Origin of the sequence: Aeromonas sp. sif0611 (genome assembly GCF_019218845.1) — a bacterium.
GTDB classification, from domain to species: domain Bacteria; phylum Pseudomonadota; class Gammaproteobacteria; order Enterobacterales; family Aeromonadaceae; genus Aeromonas; species Aeromonas media.
In genome coordinates this window covers 187481-206313 of the sequence record NZ_JAHUWU010000001.1, presented here as the reverse complement: position 1 = coordinate 206313, position 18833 = coordinate 187481, and the positions used below count along the sequence as shown (strand labels likewise).

At 62.5% G+C, this 18833-nt stretch carries 20 protein-coding genes; 12 read left to right on the top strand and 8 right to left on the bottom strand.

Annotation, left to right across the window (positions count from 1 at the left end; translation table 11 throughout):
- The first annotated feature begins 108 nt into the window (after positions 1-108).
- Positions 109-1155, top strand: a complete 1047-nt coding sequence (locus KW824_RS00955; RefSeq protein WP_218408610.1) for a sensor domain-containing diguanylate cyclase — start codon at positions 109-111, stop codon at positions 1153-1155.
- 750 nt (positions 1156-1905) lie between these two features.
- Here the strand turns inward: KW824_RS00955 and KW824_RS00950 are convergent.
- The 3 genes from KW824_RS00950 to KW824_RS00940 all read right to left on the bottom strand — a co-directional run bounded on the left by KW824_RS00950 (position 1906) and on the right by KW824_RS00940 (position 3475).
- On the bottom strand, positions 1906-2412 hold the full coding sequence (locus KW824_RS00950; RefSeq protein WP_171273875.1) for a GNAT family N-acetyltransferase: 507 nt from the start codon (positions 2410-2412) through the stop codon (positions 1906-1908).
- Positions 2413-2513: 101 nt separating this feature from the next.
- A complete protein-coding gene (locus tag KW824_RS00945; RefSeq protein ID WP_218408609.1) occupies positions 2514-2906 on the bottom strand; it encodes an NUDIX domain-containing protein in 393 nt (130 codons plus the stop codon).
- A complete protein-coding gene (locus tag KW824_RS00940; protein ID WP_218408608.1) occupies positions 2903-3475 on the bottom strand; it encodes a class IV adenylate cyclase in 573 nt (190 codons plus the stop codon). The genes KW824_RS00945 and KW824_RS00940 overlap by 4 nt, the downstream gene beginning before the upstream one ends.
- A 270-nt stretch (positions 3476-3745) precedes the next feature.
- Here KW824_RS00940 and KW824_RS00935 point away from each other — a divergent pair, with 270 nt between their 5' ends.
- The 4 genes from KW824_RS00935 (at position 3746) to KW824_RS00920 (ending at position 6042) form a co-directional block, all read left to right on the top strand.
- Positions 3746-4591 (top strand): DUF5718 family protein, encoded by an 846-nt coding sequence (locus KW824_RS00935; RefSeq protein ID WP_005329304.1) that lies wholly within the window; start codon positions 3746-3748, stop codon positions 4589-4591.
- Between the two features lie 134 nt (positions 4592-4725).
- Positions 4726-5058, top strand: a complete 333-nt coding sequence (locus KW824_RS00930; RefSeq protein ID WP_041206947.1) for a YnfA family protein — start codon at positions 4726-4728, stop codon at positions 5056-5058.
- 38 nt (positions 5059-5096) lie between these two features.
- Positions 5097-5552, top strand: coding sequence for a GNAT family N-acetyltransferase (locus KW824_RS00925; protein ID WP_218408607.1), 456 nt, complete (start codon positions 5097-5099; stop codon positions 5550-5552).
- A gap of 49 nt (positions 5553-5601) precedes the next feature.
- Positions 5602-6042: an acetyltransferase gene (locus tag KW824_RS00920; protein WP_218408606.1), complete on the top strand. Its 441-nt coding sequence runs from the start codon at positions 5602-5604 to the stop codon at positions 6040-6042.
- A gap of 69 nt (positions 6043-6111) precedes the next feature.
- On the opposite strand, the gene KW824_RS00915 is transcribed toward KW824_RS00920, so the two are convergent.
- The gene (locus KW824_RS00915; protein WP_218408605.1) at positions 6112-7512 is read right to left on the bottom strand and encodes a DEAD/DEAH box helicase; all 1401 of its coding nucleotides are present in this window, start codon (positions 7510-7512) and stop codon (positions 6112-6114) included.
- A gap of 273 nt (positions 7513-7785) precedes the next feature.
- Positions 7786-8262 (bottom strand): glutathione peroxidase, encoded by a 477-nt coding sequence (locus KW824_RS00910; RefSeq protein ID WP_218408604.1) that lies wholly within the window; start codon positions 8260-8262, stop codon positions 7786-7788.
- A gap of 201 nt (positions 8263-8463) precedes the next feature.
- Here KW824_RS00910 and KW824_RS00905 point away from each other — a divergent pair, with 201 nt between their 5' ends.
- Positions 8464-9072: a 2OG-Fe(II) oxygenase gene (locus tag KW824_RS00905; RefSeq protein WP_043129757.1), complete on the top strand. Its 609-nt coding sequence runs from the start codon at positions 8464-8466 to the stop codon at positions 9070-9072.
- Positions 9073-9284: 212 nt separating this feature from the next.
- A complete protein-coding gene (locus tag KW824_RS00900; RefSeq protein ID WP_139751622.1) occupies positions 9285-10271 on the top strand; it encodes a D-alanine--D-alanine ligase in 987 nt (328 codons plus the stop codon).
- A 174-nt stretch (positions 10272-10445) separates the two neighbouring features.
- Here KW824_RS00900 and KW824_RS00895 read toward each other — a convergent pair whose 3' ends face one another.
- Entirely contained in the window at positions 10446-10874 is a 429-nt protein-coding gene (locus KW824_RS00895; protein WP_139751619.1) for a VOC family protein, read from the bottom strand.
- 182 nt (positions 10875-11056) lie between these two features.
- On the opposite strand from KW824_RS00895, the gene KW824_RS00890 reads away from it, so the two are divergent.
- Together KW824_RS00890 and KW824_RS00885 are read left to right on the top strand one after the other, a co-directional pair.
- Positions 11057-11821, top strand: a complete 765-nt coding sequence (locus tag KW824_RS00890) for a tRNA-uridine aminocarboxypropyltransferase (RefSeq protein WP_182785538.1) — start codon at positions 11057-11059, stop codon at positions 11819-11821.
- 300 nt (positions 11822-12121) lie between these two features.
- Entirely contained in the window at positions 12122-12901 is a 780-nt protein-coding gene (locus KW824_RS00885) for a TSUP family transporter (protein ID WP_005329325.1), read from the top strand.
- A gap of 7 nt (positions 12902-12908) precedes the next feature.
- Here the strand turns inward: KW824_RS00885 and KW824_RS00880 are convergent, their stop codons facing one another.
- Together KW824_RS00880 and KW824_RS00875 are read right to left on the bottom strand one after the other, a co-directional pair.
- Positions 12909-13841 (bottom strand): LysR family transcriptional regulator, encoded by a 933-nt coding sequence (locus KW824_RS00880; RefSeq protein ID WP_218408603.1) that lies wholly within the window; start codon positions 13839-13841, stop codon positions 12909-12911.
- A 52-nt stretch (positions 13842-13893) separates the two neighbouring features.
- Positions 13894-14811, bottom strand: coding sequence for a DMT family transporter (locus KW824_RS00875; protein ID WP_218408602.1), 918 nt, complete (start codon positions 14809-14811; stop codon positions 13894-13896).
- A gap of 157 nt (positions 14812-14968) precedes the next feature.
- Here KW824_RS00875 and KW824_RS00870 point away from each other — a divergent pair, with 157 nt between their 5' ends.
- The 3 genes from KW824_RS00870 to KW824_RS00860 all read left to right on the top strand — a co-directional run bounded on the left by KW824_RS00870 (position 14969) and on the right by KW824_RS00860 (position 18574).
- Positions 14969-15856 carry a helix-turn-helix domain-containing protein gene (locus tag KW824_RS00870; protein WP_201035098.1) on the top strand — a complete coding sequence of 296 codons (888 nt, stop codon included), beginning with the start codon at positions 14969-14971 and terminating at the stop codon, positions 15854-15856.
- Between the two features lie 261 nt (positions 15857-16117).
- The gene (locus tag KW824_RS00865) at positions 16118-17752 is read left to right on the top strand and encodes an ATP-dependent endonuclease (RefSeq protein ID WP_042648114.1); all 1635 of its coding nucleotides are present in this window, start codon (positions 16118-16120) and stop codon (positions 17750-17752) included.
- Between the two features lie 102 nt (positions 17753-17854).
- Positions 17855-18574: a hypothetical protein gene (locus KW824_RS00860; RefSeq protein ID WP_218408601.1), complete on the top strand. Its 720-nt coding sequence runs from the start codon at positions 17855-17857 to the stop codon at positions 18572-18574.
- Positions 18575-18833 lie beyond the last annotated feature (259 nt).

Below are 18833 nucleotides of genomic sequence, written 5' to 3'. Positions count from 1 at the left end.
TCACTGTTAGTTGTTATACTCTTGAGCAGGAGCATATGGAGATGTCAGTGACTGCTATCCGGACTCCTGAAAGCTGCAAATTCAAATAGTAATAAAAAGCAGTGTGAGATGTACATGTATAATGAACGAACATTCGACCCCAATTTCTTATCTGAAATCGGCCCCGACAAGAATATCAATATCCCCGTTTCTTTTATCCAGGATCTTACCCAGGCTGCGTCACTTCAGGATGTACTGGATGTCATGGCTAATTGGATTTTCTATCTTTTTTCTGCGGAGCGGGCCAGCATAACAATCAAGGAAAATGATACCTCTTTGAAACTTTATTCCGTGATGGGAAGCAATGCCATACCAATGGAATCTCTGGTGCCGATAAAGGGCACTATGGTAGGACGAGTATTTTCAACCAGCATGTTGACCATATGCGATGACCTGAGCCAATCCAGTGATCTGGATTGTAATATCTTGTCCCGGTATGGCATGGGGTGTTGCATGGATGCGCCAATGATACAGGGGCTAGGGTGCATAGGGACGCTAAATGTAGCGCATCGGGAGAAAGCCTACTACACCTCTGAACATGCGATAATATTGCAATGTTTGGCGAATTGGCTTGCGCTTAATATACAATTGCATCTTCAATTTACCGAGATGGAATTGCAGGCATCGACAGATTACCTGACAGAAACGGCAAACCGAAGGGCCTTCATGAGTGAGGGTGAACGCAGGCTGATGATATCCAAATCGACCAATATACCTCTGGCCATCGGTATACTGGATCTGGATCATTTCAAGAGCCTCAATGACAAATATGGCCATGATGCCGGTGATTACGCCTTGAAAGAAGTCGCTAATGTTGTCAAGAAAAACATGAGAGCCGAGGATATCTTTGCCCGTATTGGTGGTGAAGAATTTGCAATGATTATTACGGGTCACCCTCCTGACAATCATGCAGACTTATTTGATAATATCCGGGCAGTTATTGAGGCACAGATCATTTATTATGATGGGGCGCCAATTAAATTAACCGCCAGTATAGGTTTTTCATCGCTGCTGCATCAGGATACGGAATTAAGCTCAATACTCAAACGGGCAGATGATGCGTTGTATGCTGCGAAAAGGAATGGCCGTAACCGGGTTGAATTCAACGATGGATAGCCTCCTCTGTACCGTTTTGGTTATGGATCGAGAGATGCTGCTATTGGGCTCGCATGAGCGAGAATAGCCGGTTTTTCCCCTGTACAGATCCGTATCATCCCTCCGCTGGTTTGATGGTGCAAAACCAGCATCCGGACGTGGCAAAGGACGCCGAGAGTCCCCCTGTCCCTAGGGTGCCGGCCTGGTCTATTGACAGGCAAGCGAGGCCATCGACCATCTCCGCTTGGGAAAGCAAAGAGTGATTTCAGCTATTCCTCGATGCATTAAGGGATATCATCCGCGACTGCGGGTGGTGTGCTGGCGGGTCGAAGGTTGTCACCAGCGCTGGAAAAGTGCAGGCACCCGGGTCGATGTGTCGAGAGTGCCGCGCCGGAGCGATATTGAGCACATGTGCGTCATCTTGGCGTTTATCGCGGTGTGGTTGCTACAACTGTGCGTTATCAGGGAGCGCAGCGTGGTGAAAAGGGGCTGAGCCCGAACGGCGGGCAGTGGCTGTGATTGAAGGTGGAGAAAACAGCATTACCGGCGGCGACACCGACCATGCATTGGGTCTGCAGGAGTCTGTCCATCCTGGGCGGCAGGAAAGACAGGAAACGAGCGGGAGGCCTCCATCGAAAGGTGATGGGAAGGATGGTTCAAGTTACAAACCATCCTTGAAGGCTAAGGGTGGGCCTTGTCTCTTGTCCACGACGCGTCGTGCTCAAGAGACCGGCCCGGGGCTGGTTTCGTTGGGCCGAAGGCTCGTGCCCCTCAGAGTTGTTTATAGAAGAACTGGGTCGCTGCCAGGGTGCCGTCCGCGTTGCGGGCGAAGTTCGGGATCTGGCCGGCCTCCTGGTAGCCCAGCTGGCGGTAGAGGGTGGAGGCGATGTCACCGACCCGGGTATCCAGTACCAGCAGGGTGCGCCCGGCCTCGCGGGCTCCTTGCTCCATGGCATTCATGAGGGCGCGGCCCACCCCCTTGCCGCGGGCCTGGCTGTGTACCATCAATTTTTCCACCTCGGCCCTGTGACCCCCGTTGGCCTTGGTGCACAGGGAGAGCTGCAGGGCGCCTACCAGATGGTGCTGATCGAAGGCCACCCAGAGCTTGCGCACCCCGTCGGCCAGCTCCCCTTCGATGCCTTGCCAGTACTCCAATCCCCGCTCTTCCTGCAGGGGAGGCAGGAAGCCCACCGAGGCGCCACTGGCCACGCAATCTTGCAGCAGGGTGATCAGCGCAGGCTTGATGCCTCTGGTGCTATCGACCTCAAGGATCTCCATTGAAACTCCTCTTCTTGTATTCGATTGCCAATCAATTCGGGATTAACAGTTCAATCTTGCTCTGTCAGCCGGAGCTAAAAGGCTGTCCACGAGTCATCTCCCTAACGGATCAAGCCCTGCTCTGCCAGCCATTGAAACAGCAGGCGGGAGACCGGCGAGATGTCATCCAGATGGCTGCTGTCCAGCCAGCGTAGCTCGGCGATCTCCGCCGAGGCGGTGGGGCTGCCGTCAGCCTCGCCGGTGTAGCAACGCAGATTGACATTCACCCCTTGCGGCTTGCCATCGGCCTGGGCGCTGAACTCGCAGGCGAGGCGCAGGGTCTCGGGTTTGAGGCTGACCGCCAGCTCCTCCGCTATCTCGCGCACCAGGGCCGCCTGGTCGCTCTCGCCCGGCTCACGCTTGCCGCCGGGGATGTAATAGAGGGCCTTGCCGTGGGAGCGTGCACAGAGCAGTTGCCCCTCCTTGAAGGTGAGCCAGGCGAGTTTGTCGATCATGGGGCTGATTCCTCTTGTAGAAGGTGGGCTGACTGCTCGCACAGGGTGCGATAGGAGCGGGTTTCCCGCATCTCGGGGCAGAGTCCCAGCCGGGCGGCCAGCGCCAGCAACTGCTCCCGGTAGACGGGCAGCGCGGTCTCCTCGTCGGTCATGATGGCGAGCTCGGCAAAATCGCCGATCCCGGCAAGGTGATCCACAGTGACGTGGAAGGGGCCAAGGAAGTAGATGCTGCGCCGCTTGTCGATGGTCAGCACCGGCTGGTAGCCCAGGGTGCACACCATGCTGATGGCCTTGTCCGAGTCCGTGATATTGACCGCCTCGCAGCGATCGGGCCCCGGTCCCTTGACGATCCAGAGCCGGATGCCGGAGGGGGCCATGGTGCGGATCACCAGGCTTTTCTGCTCCCTCGTCAGGGCGCGGTCCGCCGTGTCGAAGTAGCAGTCCTGCTCATAATTGTCCGCCACCATCACCTCGGGGCCGAGGGCCTCGAGGGAGCGGAGGAAGGCCGCGCTATCTGCCAGGCGGTATTTGAACTCCACCTCGAAGCGACCCTGAAAATGTGTGGTCATGGCTCGGCACCGGCACCCAAACGGAGAATGAATAGGGCAGACTAGCAAAAGCGCGGGGCTCGCCCAAGCACCGGGATCACAGCCTGGTGCCGACTGCTCTCTTTATGACCATCTGGTGAGGGAAAATCCGCCCTGGTGCACAGCTTGCGGCCGGGCAACTGGGCGCCGCCTGGGGGCTGTGCTCTAATAAGCTCCCTCTTTGGCGGTAGTGCTGCCGCCTTGAACATCGACAACGAGGCGGCGGCCCGGGCCGCGCCAATGGAGCCACAGATGCAGATCACCAGATTGAACCGCTTTATCGGATTGGGGGTGGCGGGCAACTTCGCCGGCCATCTGGAGCAGGCAGGGGAGGCGGCAGATTTCGTCGCCGTCAAGGTCGCGGACAAGGTTGCCCCCAAGGCGCTGTTCCCCTTCTATGTGCCGGATCATCCGGGCCAGCTCGGCGTCTTCCCATTGAGCGGTGAGGCCATCTTCCTGCCAGAGGCGGCGGTGAGCGGTGACGAGAAGGTGCAAATCGAACCCGAGGTGGCGCTCTGGTGCGAGCTGGAGTACGCAGGGGAGCAGGTGGTGGCCATCCATCCCAAGGCGTTCGGCGCCTACAACGACTGCTCCATCCGTCGCCCCAACGCCAAAAAGATCAGCGAGAAGAAGAACTGGGGGGAGGAGAGCAAGGGACTGGCGGCCACTCTGCTGCCCCTTGGCAGTTTTGCCCCGGGGTGCGAGCTAGACGACTATCGCATCGCCTGCTATCTGGAACGGGATGGCGAGCTGCATCCCTATGGGGTTGACAGTGCGGCGGTGGATTACAGCTACTTCCATCGGCAGCTGCTCGACTGGGCCATCGACAAGTTCAACCATCAGCAGGATGAGGGCCCGGCTGAGCATATCCAGGGGCTGCTGGCCCAGGCGGGGCACCCGGCCCATGCGCTCATCAGCATAGGGGCCACCCGCTACACCCCCTTCGGCGAGACCCACTTCCTCGCGCCTGGTGACACTTCCTGCGTGGTGGTCTACCCGGCCAGCCGTTACGGCGAGGCGGATATTCGCGAGGCCATTCGCTGCCGCACCTTTGGCCCGGATGTCTCTGCCCTGTTGCAGGCGGTCAGGGTTCGCTGATCTCTTCCTTCCCCCGCGCCCGTGGGGGAAGGTTTGCCACCTCTTCCTCTTCGCCAGCTGCGGCGCCTGGCTGACATACCGTCATGAGTTGTTTTAACATTCAGCCTCTGTCGCACCCCTGCTAGAGACCCATGATGCTGGAGTTCAAAACGATCGGGCTGTTTCTGATCACCGCAGTGGCCGAGATCGTCGGCTGCTATCTGCCCTATCTGTGGCTGACCCAGGGGCGGAGCCCCTGGTTGCTGCTGCCCGCGGGTCTGAGTCTTGCCCTCTTTGCCTGGCTGCTCTCCCTGCATCCGACCGCTGCCGGCCGTGTCTATGCCGCCTATGGGGGCGTCTATATCTTCGTGGCCATCCTCTGGCTCTGGGCGGTGGATGGCATCAGACCCACGCTGTGGGACTGGGTCGGCTCCGGGGTCGCCCTGACGGGCATGGCCATCATCATGTTTGCCCCCAGATCCGCATAGGGCGGCGCTGGGGAACACCGAAGATCAGGAGGGTTGTCATGGCGGTGATCAGAGCGTGCAGGGGGCAGGATCTGGCGGGTTTGCTCGGCCTTTACGCCGAGCTCAGGCCCCGGGATCCCGTGCTGACGCCATCGGTGGCGAGGGCGGCGCTCAGGCAGCTGCTGGCCGAGCCCGGGGTGCGGATCCTGGTGGCCGAGGTGGAGGGTCAGCTCGCCGCCACCTGCCAGCTCGGGGTGATCCCGACCCTGACCAACGGCGGCAGGCCCTTCGCCATCATAGAGCACGTGGTGACGGCGGCCCGTTTTCTGCGTCAGGGGTTGAGCCAGCGGGTATTGGCGCAGGCCCTGACCTGGGAGCTGGATTGCTACAAGGTGATGCTGCTGTCGGGGGAGGGACGCGAAGGGGCCCATCGCCTGTACGAAAAGCTGGGCTTCAAGGCCGGCATCGAGAAGGGCTTTGTCATCAAGCAGGCCGAAGCCAGGGCAACCCCCTGACGCTGGGCCCCGCATTGCCAACTTTTACCAGAGATTGAGTCACAACATCATGAAGATTGAACAAGCGCAAGCCGCGGATTACCAGGCCCTGATCGCTCTTTGGGAGGCCTCGGTGCGCGCCACCCATCACTTCCTGCAAGAGGCGGATATCATCGCCCTCAAACCCCTGATCCTGGAGCACTATTTTGCGGCAGTGGATCTGGTCTGCGCCAGGGGAGAGGAGGAGGAGATAGCCGGTTTTTGCGGCGTGCACGATGGCAACATTGAGATGCTCTTCATCGCCCCCGAGGCGAGAGGGAGCGGGGTCGGCCGCCTGCTGGTGGCCTACGCCATCAATCGGCAAGGGGCGAAAAGGGTGGATGTCAACGAGCAGAATGCCCAGGCCCTCGGCTTCTATCAGCACCTGGGTTTCGGGGTGACGGGGCGCTCCCCCCTGGATGGTCAGGGCAAGCCCTATCCCCTGCTGCACATGGCCTTGGCCGCCGAATAAGGGCGTCAGAGCATAAAAAAACCGCCCGAAGTGGGCGGTTTTTTTGTGTCAGGTCGGCAGGGGGTTGCCTCACTCCTCGCTGGAGTTGTCCTGATAGTCGTCGCGCTGGGCCTTGGGCAGGCGGCGCATGGGGGTGAAGCCGATGTCTTCCCCCACGACCTCGCGCTTGCGAGCCGGGGCCGGCTTCTTGGGGCCGTCCCCTTTGGCCTTGCCCTTGCCTTTGGCAGCGTCAGGCTTGCCCTTGGCATTGTTGCTCTTGGCGTTGGCATGGCCGCGGGCACGGGGCGGGTTTTGCACCGGCTTGCTGCCTGGCAGGGTCTGGCGGCTCGGTTTGCCGCTCGGCTCGTACCCTTCCATGATCTCCACTGTCAGGGATTGGCCGATCAGGGCCTCGATATCCTTGAGCTGGCCCAGCTCGTCCTGGCTCACCAGGGAGATGGCTTCGCCACCACGGCCGGCGCGGCCGGTGCGGCCGATGCGGTGGATGTAATCCTCCGCCATCTGGGGCAGCTCGAAGTTGATAACATGGGGCAGCTGATCGATGTCCAGGCCGCGTGCGGCGATGTCGGTGGCGACCAGCACCCGCACCTTGCCCTCGCGGAAATCGGCCAGCGCCCGGTTGCGGGCACCCTGGCTCTTGTCGCCGTGAATGGTGACCGTATTGAGGCCATCCTTTTGCATCTGCTGGGCGAGGCGGTCGGCGATCTGCTTGGTACGCACGAACACCAGCACCCGCTGCCAGTTGCCACGGCCGATCATGTGGGAGAGCATCTCGCGACGGCGTTCCCGGTCGACCTGGATGACGCGCTGGGTCACCTGATCGGCGGCGGTGTTGCTGGGATCCACCTCGATCAGGGTGGGGTCATTGAGCAGATCGTCCGCCAGCGCCTTGATGTCGTTTGAGAAGGTGGCGGAGAACAGCAGCGTCTGACGCTCTTCCGGCAGCGCATTCATGATGCGGCGAATGTCGGTGATGAAACCCATGTCGAGCATGCGATCCGCTTCATCCAGCACCAGCACTTCCAGGGCGCTCAGGGTGAGTGCCCCCTGGGTCAGCAGATCCAGCAGGCGGCCCGGGGTGGCGACCAGGATGTCGACCCCGAGCTTGATGGCGTCCAGGTTTGGCTTGATGCTGACCCCGCCATAGGCGATCAGGGTGCGGAACGGCAGATGATGGGCGTACTTGATGATGCTCTCGCCCACCTGGGCGGCGAGCTCCCGGGTCGGGGTCAGCACCAGGGCGCGGACCTGACGGCGGCCGCCACGGCCGTGGTTGGCCAGCAGACGGTGCAACATGGGCAGGGTGAAACCGGCCGTCTTGCCTGTCCCTGTCTGGGCGCCGCCCAGCACGTCCTGACCGGCCAGAATGGCCGGGATGGCTTGCTGCTGGATGGGGGTGGGCTGTTCGTAACCCAGCTCCTTGACGGCCCGCAGGATGTGCGGTGACAGACCCAGTTCATTGAATGACATGTTCGAGAGAAACTCCGAGCCTTGGGCTCAACGGGTGACGACAGCCTTGGCCCGTCACGACATGGAAGAAGGTGGGTAGCGGGTCAGGACATGGCCTGATCCCTTCAGGCCCGTCCCGCGGGCGCTACGACACGAAAAAGATAATGGGCGCGTAATATAGCAGAAGTGACGAGGACACGCAGTAACGGCGTCACGAATGAGGACCCGGAACACCGAGGGGCGGCCAACTGATGGGAGAGGGGCCACGCCAGCCTGTCGCACGGGGTGTCCCGCTCACAGCAGCGCCTGGATGGCCCCCGCCAGATCCTCGGGCTTGGTCTGGGGGGCGAAGCGGTCCACCACCCGGCCCTCGCGGTCGATCAGAAACTTGGTGAAGTTCCACTTGATGGCCTCGCTGCCGAGCAGCCCGGGCTTTTGCTGCTTGAGCCAGCGATAGAAGGGGTGGGCCTGCTCGCCGTTGACCTCGCACTTGGCCATCAGAGGGAAGCTCACCAGGTAATCGATTGAGCAGAACCTGGTTATCTCCTCGGCATCGCCGGGCTCCTGGTGGCCGAACTGATCGCAGGGAAAGCCCAGGATCACCAGTCCCGCCGGGCCAAACTGGCGATGAAGGGCCTCCAGCCCGGTATATTGGGGGGTGAAGCCGCAGCGGCTGGCCACGTTGACCACCAGCAGGACCTTCCCTTGCAAGGCGTCTCTCGGGAACTCGCTGCCATCGAGTCGTTGCAGGGGAATTGGGGGCAAGGGCATGGGGTTCTCCTGGGCCGTGGATGCAAGGGGAAGGCCCGTGTCGGGCGCTGCTTGCACGTTAACGGGCCCGGAGCGGCGGGGCAAGGGGAAACCACGACTGATCCTATTGATGGCGGGACTTCTCAAGAGAAGCAATCCGGTTTGTGCCAACAGGGGGAAGTCGCTACAAAGCGCACTCTCTCCACTCGCTGCGAGTCAATCTTGGACTATCAAGCCGTCATGGATGCCATTTACACCCGGGGATGGGTGATTGTGGATGATTTCTTAACCGCCGCCGAGGTGGATGCCTTGCGGGCCTGCCTGCCCGATGAGTGGCAACCTGCGGGGATAGGGCGGGAGGGGCTGCATCAGGGCAACCCGGAAATCCGCCGGGATCAGATCCACTGGCTGGATCCCGATCAGGGCGCCCCCGTGGCCGACTATCTGGCCCGCATGGAGTCCCTGCGTCTGGCGGCCAATCGCAACCTGATGCTGGGGCTGTTCGACTACGAGGCCCACTTCGCCCGCTACCGCCGCGGTGACTTCTATGCGACTCATCGCGACGCCTTTGCCGGACGATCCAACCGCCGTCTCACCTCGGTGTTCTACTTGAACAACGGCTGGCAGCCCCAGGCGGGGGGCGTGCTGCGGGTCTATGACAACGACGAGCAGTTTCTGATGGATGTCTCCCCCAAGGGGGGGCGCCTGGTGCTCTTCCTGTCGGAGGATTTTCCCCACGAGGTGCTGCCCGCGAGCGAGCAGCGCTACAGCATCGCCGGCTGGTTTCGGGTCAATGGCAATGGCGCCGGGCGGGTCGATCCCCCTCGCTGAGTCCGTTTCGTCCCGTTTTTGACACAGGCGCCGCTTTTTACGGGCCAGTATGGGGGGATGGCGTCCCCATCGGCTGACAAGGCTTCCTCTCCCTTGCTACACTGGCCGCACTTATGTTCGTATCTGGCTTCGCCCGTTGTTTGGTGCGCAGGTCGCGCAGCCGGATTTTCCCCGGCCATGACGAAGCCGCTTCTCCCAAGGGATAACATCTAATGAAGAACATGCATGTCTTGCTGCTGTGCGGCGGCGGTGGCGCCGAGCACGAAGTCTCTCTGCGCAGTGCCAATTTCCTCGAACAACAGCTCGGTCTTCTGCCTGGGGTCGAAGTGACCCGGGTCGAGATGTTCGCCGACCGCTGGCTCTCCGCCGACGGCCGCGAGTGCAAGCTGGGGCTGGACAAGCTGCTCTCCTTTGACAGCGTGGCCCGTCCGGTGGACTACGTGGTGCCCTGCATCCACGGCTATCCGGGTGAGACCGGCGATCTGCAATCCTTCCTCGAGCTGGCGGGCCTGCCCTATCTGGGGTGTGACGCCGAGGCGAGCAAGATCTGCTTCAACAAGATCAGCACCAAGCTGTGGCTCTCCGCCATCGGCATCCCCAACACCCCTTATCTGTTTTTGACCGAGCAGGGCGACGCGGCGCTCGCCGAGGCGAGAGCCGCGCTGGCCAAGTGGGGCAAGGTGTTTATCAAGGCGGCCTCGCAAGGGTCATCCGTGGGCTGCTACTCCGCCAGCAACGAGGCGGAGCTGGTGCAAGGGATCAAGGATGCCTTCGGTTACTCCGAGCAGGTGCTGATCGAGAAGGCGGTCAAGCCCCGCGAGCTGGAAGTGGCTGTCTACCAGTACGGTGACGAGCTGGTGGCCACCTATCCCGGGGAGATCTGCGTGCCTCAGGACAAGTTCTACACCTATGAGGAGAAGTACAGCAGTGCCAGCCATACCGAGACTGCGCTCAAGGCCGAAGGCCTGACCCAGGCCCAGTCTGACGCTATTCACGCATACTCCCTCAAGGCTTTCCGCCAGCTGAAGTTGACCCATCTGTCACGCATCGACTTCTTCCTGACCGAGGATGGCGAGATACTGCTCAACGAGATCAACACCTTCCCGGGCATGACCTCCATCTCCATGTTCCCGAAACTCTTGGAGCATCACGGCCACAGCTTCGCGGCCTTCCTCGAGCAGAATCTGCGCCCCGTCTGAGGGTGCCGACAAGGCATGTCAACAAGCGAGGGGCCCAAGGGCCCCTCTGTCGTTTCTGCGGTGTTGCATGGCCCTCAGGGCTGCTGGCAATCCCCGGGGAATGGAGTGAACAGCCAGATGTGCGCCCCTTGCGGATTGGCAATGAGCGCCAATGTAGCGCTGTCGTCATGACTCTCAGGGTTGCTGGCAATCCCCGGGGAAGGGAGTGAACAGCCAGATGTGCGCCCCTTGCGGATCGGCGATGAGCGCCATGCGCCCGACGGTGGGGATGTCCATGGCGGGCACCACCAGGCTGCCGCCATGCCGGGTCACTTTGGCCAGCCTGGCATCGACGTCATCGACCGCTATGTAGGTCGCCCAGTGGGGCGGCACGCCAGCCATCTGGGGGTTGTCCCGGGTGGACTGTACTCCGGCCACCGGTCGGCCATTGACCACCAGCATGGGGTAGTTGCCTCCCTCCATCTCCATGAGCTGGCTCTCCCAGCCGAGCACTTCGGCGTAGAAGCGGATCCCGGCCTCGCCATCCGGCACATAGAGCTCGTGCCAGGTAAAGGTGGATCCTTCGGCCAGGGCGTGCTCCCTGGCCATGTCTGGTTCTGCCATCTTGTCCTCCTTGTCCCATCGGCCTTCCCGTGCGTGGGATGATGGGATGAGGACCAAGTATAGAGCGGTGCGTCGGGCCTGTGCGCCTGGCTGGGCAGATGCCGCGCACCTTGCTCCCGGCAGACCCGCCCGCTACAATCTGCCCCCTTTTTCCCGCAGACCCTGTCGCCGAGCCGCGCCCCATGAAGCCCATTCCCGATCATGCCGTCAATCGCCTGCGCATCTGGCGCAAGAGCATCTCAACCCGTCCCTTTCTCGCCCGTGGCGGCAGCGTGCCCCGCTGCGAGGCCTGCCAGCTGCGTCATGCCTGGTGTGCCTGCGAGTGGCGCCCCGAGCTCAAGGCCGAAGCGGGCTTCTGCCTGCTGATGTATGACAGCGAGCCCATGAAGCCGTCCAATACCGGCCGTCTCATCGCAGACGTCTTGCCCCAGACCACCTGGGCCTTTCTCTGGAAGCGCACCCAGCCCCATCCCGAGTTGCTGGCCCTATTGGCGGATCCCGTCTGGCAGCCCTATGTGGTGTTTCCTGCCTGCGAGAAGAGCCCGGCCCGGGTGACCGAGCAGGTGGCCCTGGCCCCCGGCAAGAAGCCGCTCTTCATCCTGCTGGACGGCACCTGGCCCGAGGCGCGCAAGATGTTCAACATGAGCCCCTATCTGGATGGCTTCCCGGTGCTGTCGGTGCGGCCGGATGCACTCTCCACCTATGGCATGCGAGTCGCTCACTGTGATGAGCATCTGTGTACCGCCGAGGTGGCGGCCTGCGTGCTGGAGGTGGCCGGGGAGCTGCAGGCAGGGCAGGCGTTGCAGCACTGGTTCAATCTGTTCAGCAGCCGCTATATGGCGGGCCGGGTCAGCCGGGCTCCCGGCGAGGACGAGACCTCGCTGTTGCAGGCCCTGGAGACGATCAAGGGGGAGGTTGCCGAGCGGGGCGAGGCCGCGCTGGCTTAACCCTGTTCAGCAGCCGCTATATGGCGGGTCGGGTGAGTCGGGCTCCGGGCGAGGATGAAAGCTCGCTGTTACAGGCTCTTGAGGCGATCAAGTGGGAAGGCGCTGGACTGGCTGACCCTCTCCTGCAGGGATCGGACGCTGCCTGAGCCACCGGGGCAGACTGATGAAAATCAGGAATCAATTGGCTGCCATTGTTTCGTTAGCCTCATGAGCCCGCCCCCGTTAGGATAGCGACCTGCATTGTGCTCAAACAGGACACCCGGGATTGCCGCAGGTGGCCGCATCACACGAGGTTTATGGATGGAACTGGAACTGCTCACCCTGGTTGCCCTGTTCGGGGTCGCTCTCATCGCCGGCTTTATCGACGCCATCGCCGGAGGCGGCGGCCTGCTGACGGTGCCGGCCCTGCTTGCCACCGGTATGCCGCCCGCCCTGGTGCTTGGCACCAACAAGTTGCAGAGCAGTTTCGGCTCCTTCTCCGCCACCTGGTTCTATGCCCGCCGTGGGCTGCTGGAGTGGGGCATCATCTGGCCGGCAGTCATCTGCACCTTCATCGGGGCGGCCCTCGGCACCCTGGCGGTGCAGACCATAGATGCCGCCATCCTGGAGCGGCTGCTGCCCTTCCTGCTGGTGGCGTTCGCCTGTTACTTCTACTTCTCCCCCAGGGTGAGCGATGCGGAGAGTCAGCGCCGCCTCACCCCCATGATGTTCGCCCTGCTGGTGGGGGGCGGTGTCGGCTTCTATGATGGCTTCTTCGGTCCCGGCACCGGGTCCTTCTTTGCCATCGGCTTCGTGGCGCTGGCGGGCTTTGGCATGGCGCGGGCCACGGCCCACACCAAGTTGCTCAACTTCACCTCCAATATCGCCTCCCTGCTGTTCTTCGCGCTCGGTGGCAAGGTGGTGTGGAGCGTCGGCTTTTGCATGGCGCTGGGTCAGTTCATCGGGGCCCGCTTCGGTTCCAAGCTGGTGCTCAAGAAAGGGGTCAAGCTCATCAAGCCGCTGCTGGTGACCGTCTCCCTGGTGATGTCCGCCAAGCTGGTGTGGAGTCAGTACCCCGAGCTGTTCAGCTGGCTGGTCTGAGTCAGCGCTAGCCTTGGCTCACCCGGGCGAAATGGGCCCGGATCTCCTCGACCAACCGCTGGATCCGCGCCCGTTTCAGGCTGCTTGGGCGATAGACCAGGTGCAGTGGGCGCGCCAGCCCCGGCAGGGCGCGCGCCCGTTTCCCCTGCTCCCCCACCAGGGCTAGCAGACCGGCCGGCAACAGCACGGGGCCTATGCCGGCCTTGGCCAGCTCGATCAGCGCCAGGTAGGAGTCGAGCTCCATGGCTGGCACCAACCCGAGCGCGGCCAGGGGATCCCGCAGATAACGATTGGAGGGGTTCTCCAGATCCATGGTGAGTATCTTGCGCACCTTCTCCTGCGCCAATAATTCCTCATTCACCTCTGCCTCGCTCAGCTTGCCAGTCAATGTTGCTTGCAAGGCGATCTGATGATCCGGCTGCACCACCTCATCCCCATCGTCCCCCACCAGATAGAAGGGCTCTTCCAGCAGCAGCTCGGCGCACAGGCCGTGGCCGGGGGGCAGGCGACCGGCACAGATGCCGAGCAGGGCGTCCCCCCCGCGTACCCGCGTCAGGATCACCGGCGTATGGTGAGTGGAAAGGGCAAGGTGGGGATCCCGGCCCAGGTAGTCGTGCATGAAGCGTGCGAGGTAGCCCGCCAGCAGGGTCTCGGAGCAGGCGACAGGCAAGGGAGTCTTGTCGGTAAGGGTCTGGCTGTCTGCCAGCACCCCCTTCATCTCAGCGAGGCTCGGGGCTACCCGGGCGAGCAGCTCCCGGGCCTGGGGGGTGAGCCGGATCTGGCGGCCATCCGGCTCGATGAGCCGCTTGCCAAGGCGCTGCTCCAGCTGGGTGATGCGTTTGCTCACCGCCGACTGGCTGATATAGAGGCGGCTCGCGACCTTGGCCATGGTGCCCTCGCTCGCCAGCAGGCAGAGTGTCTCCAGCCCTTCCAGTAACATCGTCTCTCCGGTCATCCTCTGTAGGGAGCCGTTACCTTAGGGGCTGGTGGCATCAGGGGCAAGTACCGTTTGCAGCCCTCGATAACGGCCAGCGCCACGTCTTGACGGGCGGGGCGAAGATCACCAGGTTGCCGATGAGGCTCACCACCACCCCCATGATGGAGACCGTCTGCCAGACGAAACCCTCATACAGGGTGGAGAGGCTGAGCGCTACCAGGGGAAACAGCACGGTGGCATAGGCGGCCTTGCTGGCGCCGATGCGCCCCACCAGGGTGAGGTAGGCGGTGAAGGCGATGACGGAGCCGAAGATGGCCAGATAGACCATGGCCGCGAGGTAGCGGGGCTCGGTCGGCAGGGTCAGTGACTGACCGAGCACCATGACCCAGCCCAGCAGCAGCGCCACCCCGTACACCATGCCCCAGGGCACCATCTGCAACACCTGGTAACCCTGCCGCTGGCCACGGGCGGAGACAAGGTTCCCGAGGGAGAAGCAGAGGGTGCCGCCGCAGGCGAAGAGCAGCCCCTTCCAGCCGTTTGCACCCAGTTGCGCATCCGCCAGCACGGGCCAGAACAGCAACAGGGTACCAAATAGGCCCAGCAGCGACCCCTGCAACCAGCGCAGGCCGGGGCGCTTGCCCTCGAACAGCCAGAGGTTGAGGCCGTTGAAGATGCTGGCGCTGGCGAAGATCACCGCCGACAGACCGCTCGGTATATAGAGGGTGGCGTGGTAGAAGCAGAGAAAGTTGGTGGAGAAGAGCAGGGCGCCGAGCAGGGCCGCATAACGCTGTCCGGCCCAGGGCAGGCGAGGGAACCTGCCGCTTAACGTGAGCAGGGCAAACAGCGCCAGTGCCGCCAGGGCGAAGCGATAGAGCACCGAGACCTCGATGGGAATGGGACCGAGCTGCCAGGCGATGGCGATCCAGGTACTGCCCCAGATGAGGACGGTGGAAACATACAGCAGGAGATTCATAAGCGGATCCGATGAAAAGGAGAGTGACATGGGGATCAGCATGGATCGGACGGCGTGAGCTGGCTTGCACCATCTTGCGGTTTTTTGTGGCCGGCAGCAGCGCTTGGCGAGCCGCCGCGATAAGATGACGGCACGGGAACAAGGATGAGGCAGACAGGTGCAGCAGAGACGACAGGCGGGGGTGTTTGATGCCCTGGTCAGCACGGGGGCACGGCTGGAGGATTCCTGCTGGCTGGAGCCCGGGCTCGGGGTGGCCAGCTGGCGCAACCGCTACGATCAGACCCGCTACCACAAGCCGGGTCACCACACCATCAGCGTCTATCTGCAGGGGGGCGAGCAGACCGAGCGCCTCGACGGTCCCGGCGGCCATGGCGGTACCGGCAAGGTGTGCATCATGCCGGATCACCACAGATCCGAATGGCTGGTACGCGAGGAGTTTCGCTTCTTCCACCTCTACTTCACTCCCGCCCACTTCACCCGCATCGCCGAGCAGGTGTGCGACAAGGAGGGGCGCCACCTGGTGTTGCAGGACAAGACCTTCATCGAGGATCCCCAGGCCGCGGCCCTGGTGCAGGCACAGCTGATGAAGCTGGACTGGCAGCACGGGGTCGATCGCATGGCGCTCTCCCACGGCGCCTGGATGCTGATGTTGCACGCCTACCGTCACCATACCCGGGAGGCGCCCAGCCTGCCGGAGGTGCGGGGCGGCCTGGCGCCCGTCGTTGTCCGGCGGGTGCAGGAGTACCTGCTGTCCCACCTGGCGGACTCCGTGACCTTGAGCGATCTTGCCCGGGAGGCTGGCCTGAGCGAATACCATTTTGCCCGCATGTTCGGCCAGAGCCTGGGCTGCCCGCCTCATCGTTACCTGCTGGGACTCAGGCTCCAGCGAGCCAAGCAGCTGCTGGCAGGAAGCGATCCCCTGGCCAGCATCGCCGCCCAGTGCGGCTTCTCCTCCCAGGCCCACTTTGGCAATCGTTTTCGGGAGGCCTTTGGCCTGAGCCCGGGGCAGTGGCGCGCACAATTGTCATTCTCCTGTCACAGATAACGCTGAGACTCTGGGTAAAAGAGGTGTACCCTCTGCCTCTTACCCACAAAAAGGAATGCCCATTGAATCATCGCAAACGTCAGACCCGCACCCGCCACCTCTGGTTCAGCCACTGGAATGCTCCGCAAGACCGCATCTCTGTTCCCACCCCACCCGAACCCGCAGTGCCTCACAGTTCCCGCTGAAAACCCCAAGACCCGATAGGATTTTTCCGGCAACTTTGCCACTATTGCGCCATCAGGATGGACTGGATATGGCCGCATGTTTCTGGAACGCATTGAAGTCAAAGGTTTTCGCGGGATAAATCGGCTCTCGCTCGGGCTGGATCACACCACGGTTCTCATCGGTGAGAACGCCTGGGGCAAGTCCAGCCTGCTGCGTGCCCTCTGGTGCCTGCTGGGGGATGCCGAACCCTATCAATTCAGTCGCGATGATTTCCATCAGCCCGAAGACCCCGAGCTGAGCCCGTCGCGCACCCTGCAACTGGTGCTCACCTTCAGCGAGTACCGCCCCCAGATGTGCCAGCACTCCCGCCGATTGGCGCGCCTGGGTTCGGCCTGGATCCCCCACAAGGACAAGTTCCACCGGGTGCACTATCGCGCCAGCGCCGAACTGCAGGACGACGGCAGCGTGCAGAGCACCCATGACTTTCTCGATGGCATTGGCAAGAGCCTGGCCATCGACAACAACGAAGAGCTGGTGCGGCTGCTCATCACCATGAACCCGGTGTTCCGGCTGCGGGATGCCCGTACCGCCCGCGACGGCATAGAGCGGCTGCCTTGGGACGATCTCTCCGAGCAGCGACTCGGGGAGCTCGCCGGCAAGCTGACCGATGAGCCCCAGCGCATCGGCGAACCCGAGCTGAAAGAGGCGCTGCAGGCAGTACAGCAGTTGATGGAGCACTACTTCAGCGCCCTGGCCCCCATCAAACACAAGCCCCGCAGCCAGCGGGAGATAGTCAATCGCCCCATGACGCTGCGCAATCCCGGCAACTTGCAGGTGCTGCTGCGCAATGCGGACAACCGGGCCCTGCAACTGGCCATGGCGGGCATGGCCGCCATGCTGCTCCATGCCCGCGGCAACCGCGAGCTGGAGGAGGGGGCCAGGCCCATCCTGATGCTGGAAGATCCCGAGAGTCGCCTGCACCCCACCATGCTGGCACTGGCCTGGGGCCTGCTCGAGCAGTTGCCCGGTCAGAAGCTGCTCACCACCAACTCGGGGGACCTGCTCTCTTCCCTGCCGCTCAATCAGGTGCGCCGTCTGGTGCGACGCCAGCATGACATCCTCTGCCACCAGTTGGGGGGAGAACGTTACAGCAGCGATGACCTGCGCAAAATCGCCTTCCACGTGCGGATCAACAGACCCATGTCGATGTTTGCCCGCTGCTGGTTGCTGGTGGAGGGGGAGACAGAGATCTGGCTGCTTTCCGAGCTCGCCCAGATCTGTGGCTACAGCCTGCGGGCGGAGGGGGTGCGCATCATCGAGTTTGCCCAGTGCGGTCAGGCCCCCCTCATCAAAGTGGCCCGCGACTTCGGCATCGAGTGGCACCTGCTCACCGACGGTGACGAGGCGGGCGCCAAGTACGCGAGCTCGGCTCGTTCCCTGCTCAAGGGGGAGCGTGAACGGGACCGGCTGACCCAGCTGCCCTCGGCGGACATAGAGCACTACCTCTACCAGAACGGATTCGAGGCGGTGTTTCGGCGCGAGGCGGGTGTCGGTGGGCGCTCCACACTCAACGCCGGGCGCATCATCTCCAAGGCCATTCATCACCGCAGCAAGCCCGGCATGGCGCTGGCCGTGGTGGAGGAGGCGGAGCGCCTTGGCAGCGAACACATTCCCCCCATGCTCAAGCAGATGTTCGCGCGAGTGGTCGCCCTGGCCCGAGGCCAGAGCTAATCTCGCAGGCGTTGGGAATGGGGGCGGGTTTGGGTATACTCGCCCCTCATTTTTGTTGCCGGGGCCTCTTGGTCCTGTCCTCTGTTTGCTGCCGGAGACCCTATGTTCGTCCAACTTCCTTTTTGGCTCTTTTCCCTGACCGGCCTGATGGCCCTGGGGGCCTTGATCGCGCTCGGGATCGTCTTGTGGCGCGGGGATCTCTGCCCGGGCCAGCGCTCGCGGATCACCAACCAGCTCTTCTCCATCTGGGTGATCACCGGCCTCTCCCTGATGCTGGGAATTGAAGCCGGGGTGACCGGCTGGCTTCCCTGGTGTGGGGGCGCCGCCCTGATCCTGGGGATAGTGCTCTCCCTGGCCCAGTCCCGCCTCGAGGGCAAGCGTGCCATTCCCGCCACCCTGCTGTGGTTGCCCGCCATGCCGCTCGCTCTCTATGGCCTGGGTCTGCTGCAGATCCAGGGCTGGCTGAATGGTGTGCTGCAGATGGTGCTGCTGGGCTCGGCCTTTGCCCACCTGATGCTGCTGCGTGCCCGCCACCGCCTGCAGGCATTCAACCTGCTGCTGCCGCTGGCGGGGCTGTTGGCCGCCATGCTGAGCCTGATCTGGCTGGCGGTGCTGGTGAGCGGGCAGGACAATGGCGCCGGGCTCGATGCCCTGATCCCCGGGGTGCTGACCCAGGCGGGCTTGCTCATTGCCGCCCTGCTGCTCTGGTTCAGCCCTCTCTACCGGCAGCAGGAGACGGCCCCCGTGGTGTTGTCCGTGACCCTGTGCGGTCTCATCATCGCCCAGATAGCGGCGATCAGCGTGCTGCACCAGCTGGCCTGAGTCGCACAGTGGCAAGCCAGGGAGTAAGCCCGCGTCTGTATAGATGCGGGCTTTTTCATACATAGAGAGGGGTATGTGGCACGCCGGAGCCGGTAGCGCAGCCTGGCAGGCGAGGGCCTTGAGTGGCAAGGTCGGCACCTAGTTGACTGAAAAAACTACGGTTTGTTGCAAAAGAACACAACATGTGATGGTTTAATCCCCTGGTAAACTTTTTTTAGGATAATTACTTGCAATCTCAGCGTTGGAGCCTATTATTGGC

Bases quoted from the DNA above. Each gene is read 5' to 3' on its own strand.
- KW824_RS00955 (WP_218408610.1), top strand. From the start codon at position 109: ATGTACATGTATAATGAACGAACATTCGACCCCAATTTCTTATCTGAA.
- KW824_RS00950 (WP_171273875.1), bottom strand. From the start codon at position 2,412: ATGGAGATCCTTGAGGTCGATAGCACCAGAGGCATCAAGCCTGCGCTG.
- KW824_RS00945 (WP_218408609.1), bottom strand. From the start codon at position 2,906: ATGATCGACAAACTCGCCTGGCTCACCTTCAAGGAGGGGCAACTGCTC.
- KW824_RS00940 (WP_218408608.1), bottom strand. From the start codon at position 3,475: ATGACCACACATTTTCAGGGTCGCTTCGAGGTGGAGTTCAAATACCGC.
- KW824_RS00935 (WP_005329304.1), top strand. From the start codon at position 3,746: ATGCAGATCACCAGATTGAACCGCTTTATCGGATTGGGGGTGGCGGGC.
- KW824_RS00930 (WP_041206947.1), top strand. From the start codon at position 4,726: ATGCTGGAGTTCAAAACGATCGGGCTGTTTCTGATCACCGCAGTGGCC.
- KW824_RS00925 (WP_218408607.1), top strand. From the start codon at position 5,097: ATGGCGGTGATCAGAGCGTGCAGGGGGCAGGATCTGGCGGGTTTGCTC.
- KW824_RS00920 (WP_218408606.1), top strand. From the start codon at position 5,602: ATGAAGATTGAACAAGCGCAAGCCGCGGATTACCAGGCCCTGATCGCT.
- KW824_RS00915 (WP_218408605.1), bottom strand. From the start codon at position 7,512: ATGTCATTCAATGAACTGGGTCTGTCACCGCACATCCTGCGGGCCGTC.
- KW824_RS00910 (WP_218408604.1), bottom strand. From the start codon at position 8,262: ATGCCCTTGCCCCCAATTCCCCTGCAACGACTCGATGGCAGCGAGTTC.
- KW824_RS00900 (WP_139751622.1), top strand. From the start codon at position 9,285: ATGAAGAACATGCATGTCTTGCTGCTGTGCGGCGGCGGTGGCGCCGAG.
- KW824_RS00895 (WP_139751619.1), bottom strand. From the start codon at position 10,874: ATGGCAGAACCAGACATGGCCAGGGAGCACGCCCTGGCCGAAGGATCC.
- KW824_RS00890 (WP_182785538.1), top strand. From the start codon at position 11,057: ATGAAGCCCATTCCCGATCATGCCGTCAATCGCCTGCGCATCTGGCGC.
- KW824_RS00885 (WP_005329325.1), top strand. From the start codon at position 12,122: ATGGAACTGGAACTGCTCACCCTGGTTGCCCTGTTCGGGGTCGCTCTC.
- KW824_RS00880 (WP_218408603.1), bottom strand. From the start codon at position 13,841: ATGTTACTGGAAGGGCTGGAGACACTCTGCCTGCTGGCGAGCGAGGGC.
- KW824_RS00875 (WP_218408602.1), bottom strand. From the start codon at position 14,811: ATGAATCTCCTGCTGTATGTTTCCACCGTCCTCATCTGGGGCAGTACC.
- KW824_RS00865 (WP_042648114.1), top strand. From the start codon at position 16,118: ATGTTTCTGGAACGCATTGAAGTCAAAGGTTTTCGCGGGATAAATCGG.
- KW824_RS00860 (WP_218408601.1), top strand. From the start codon at position 17,855: ATGTTCGTCCAACTTCCTTTTTGGCTCTTTTCCCTGACCGGCCTGATG.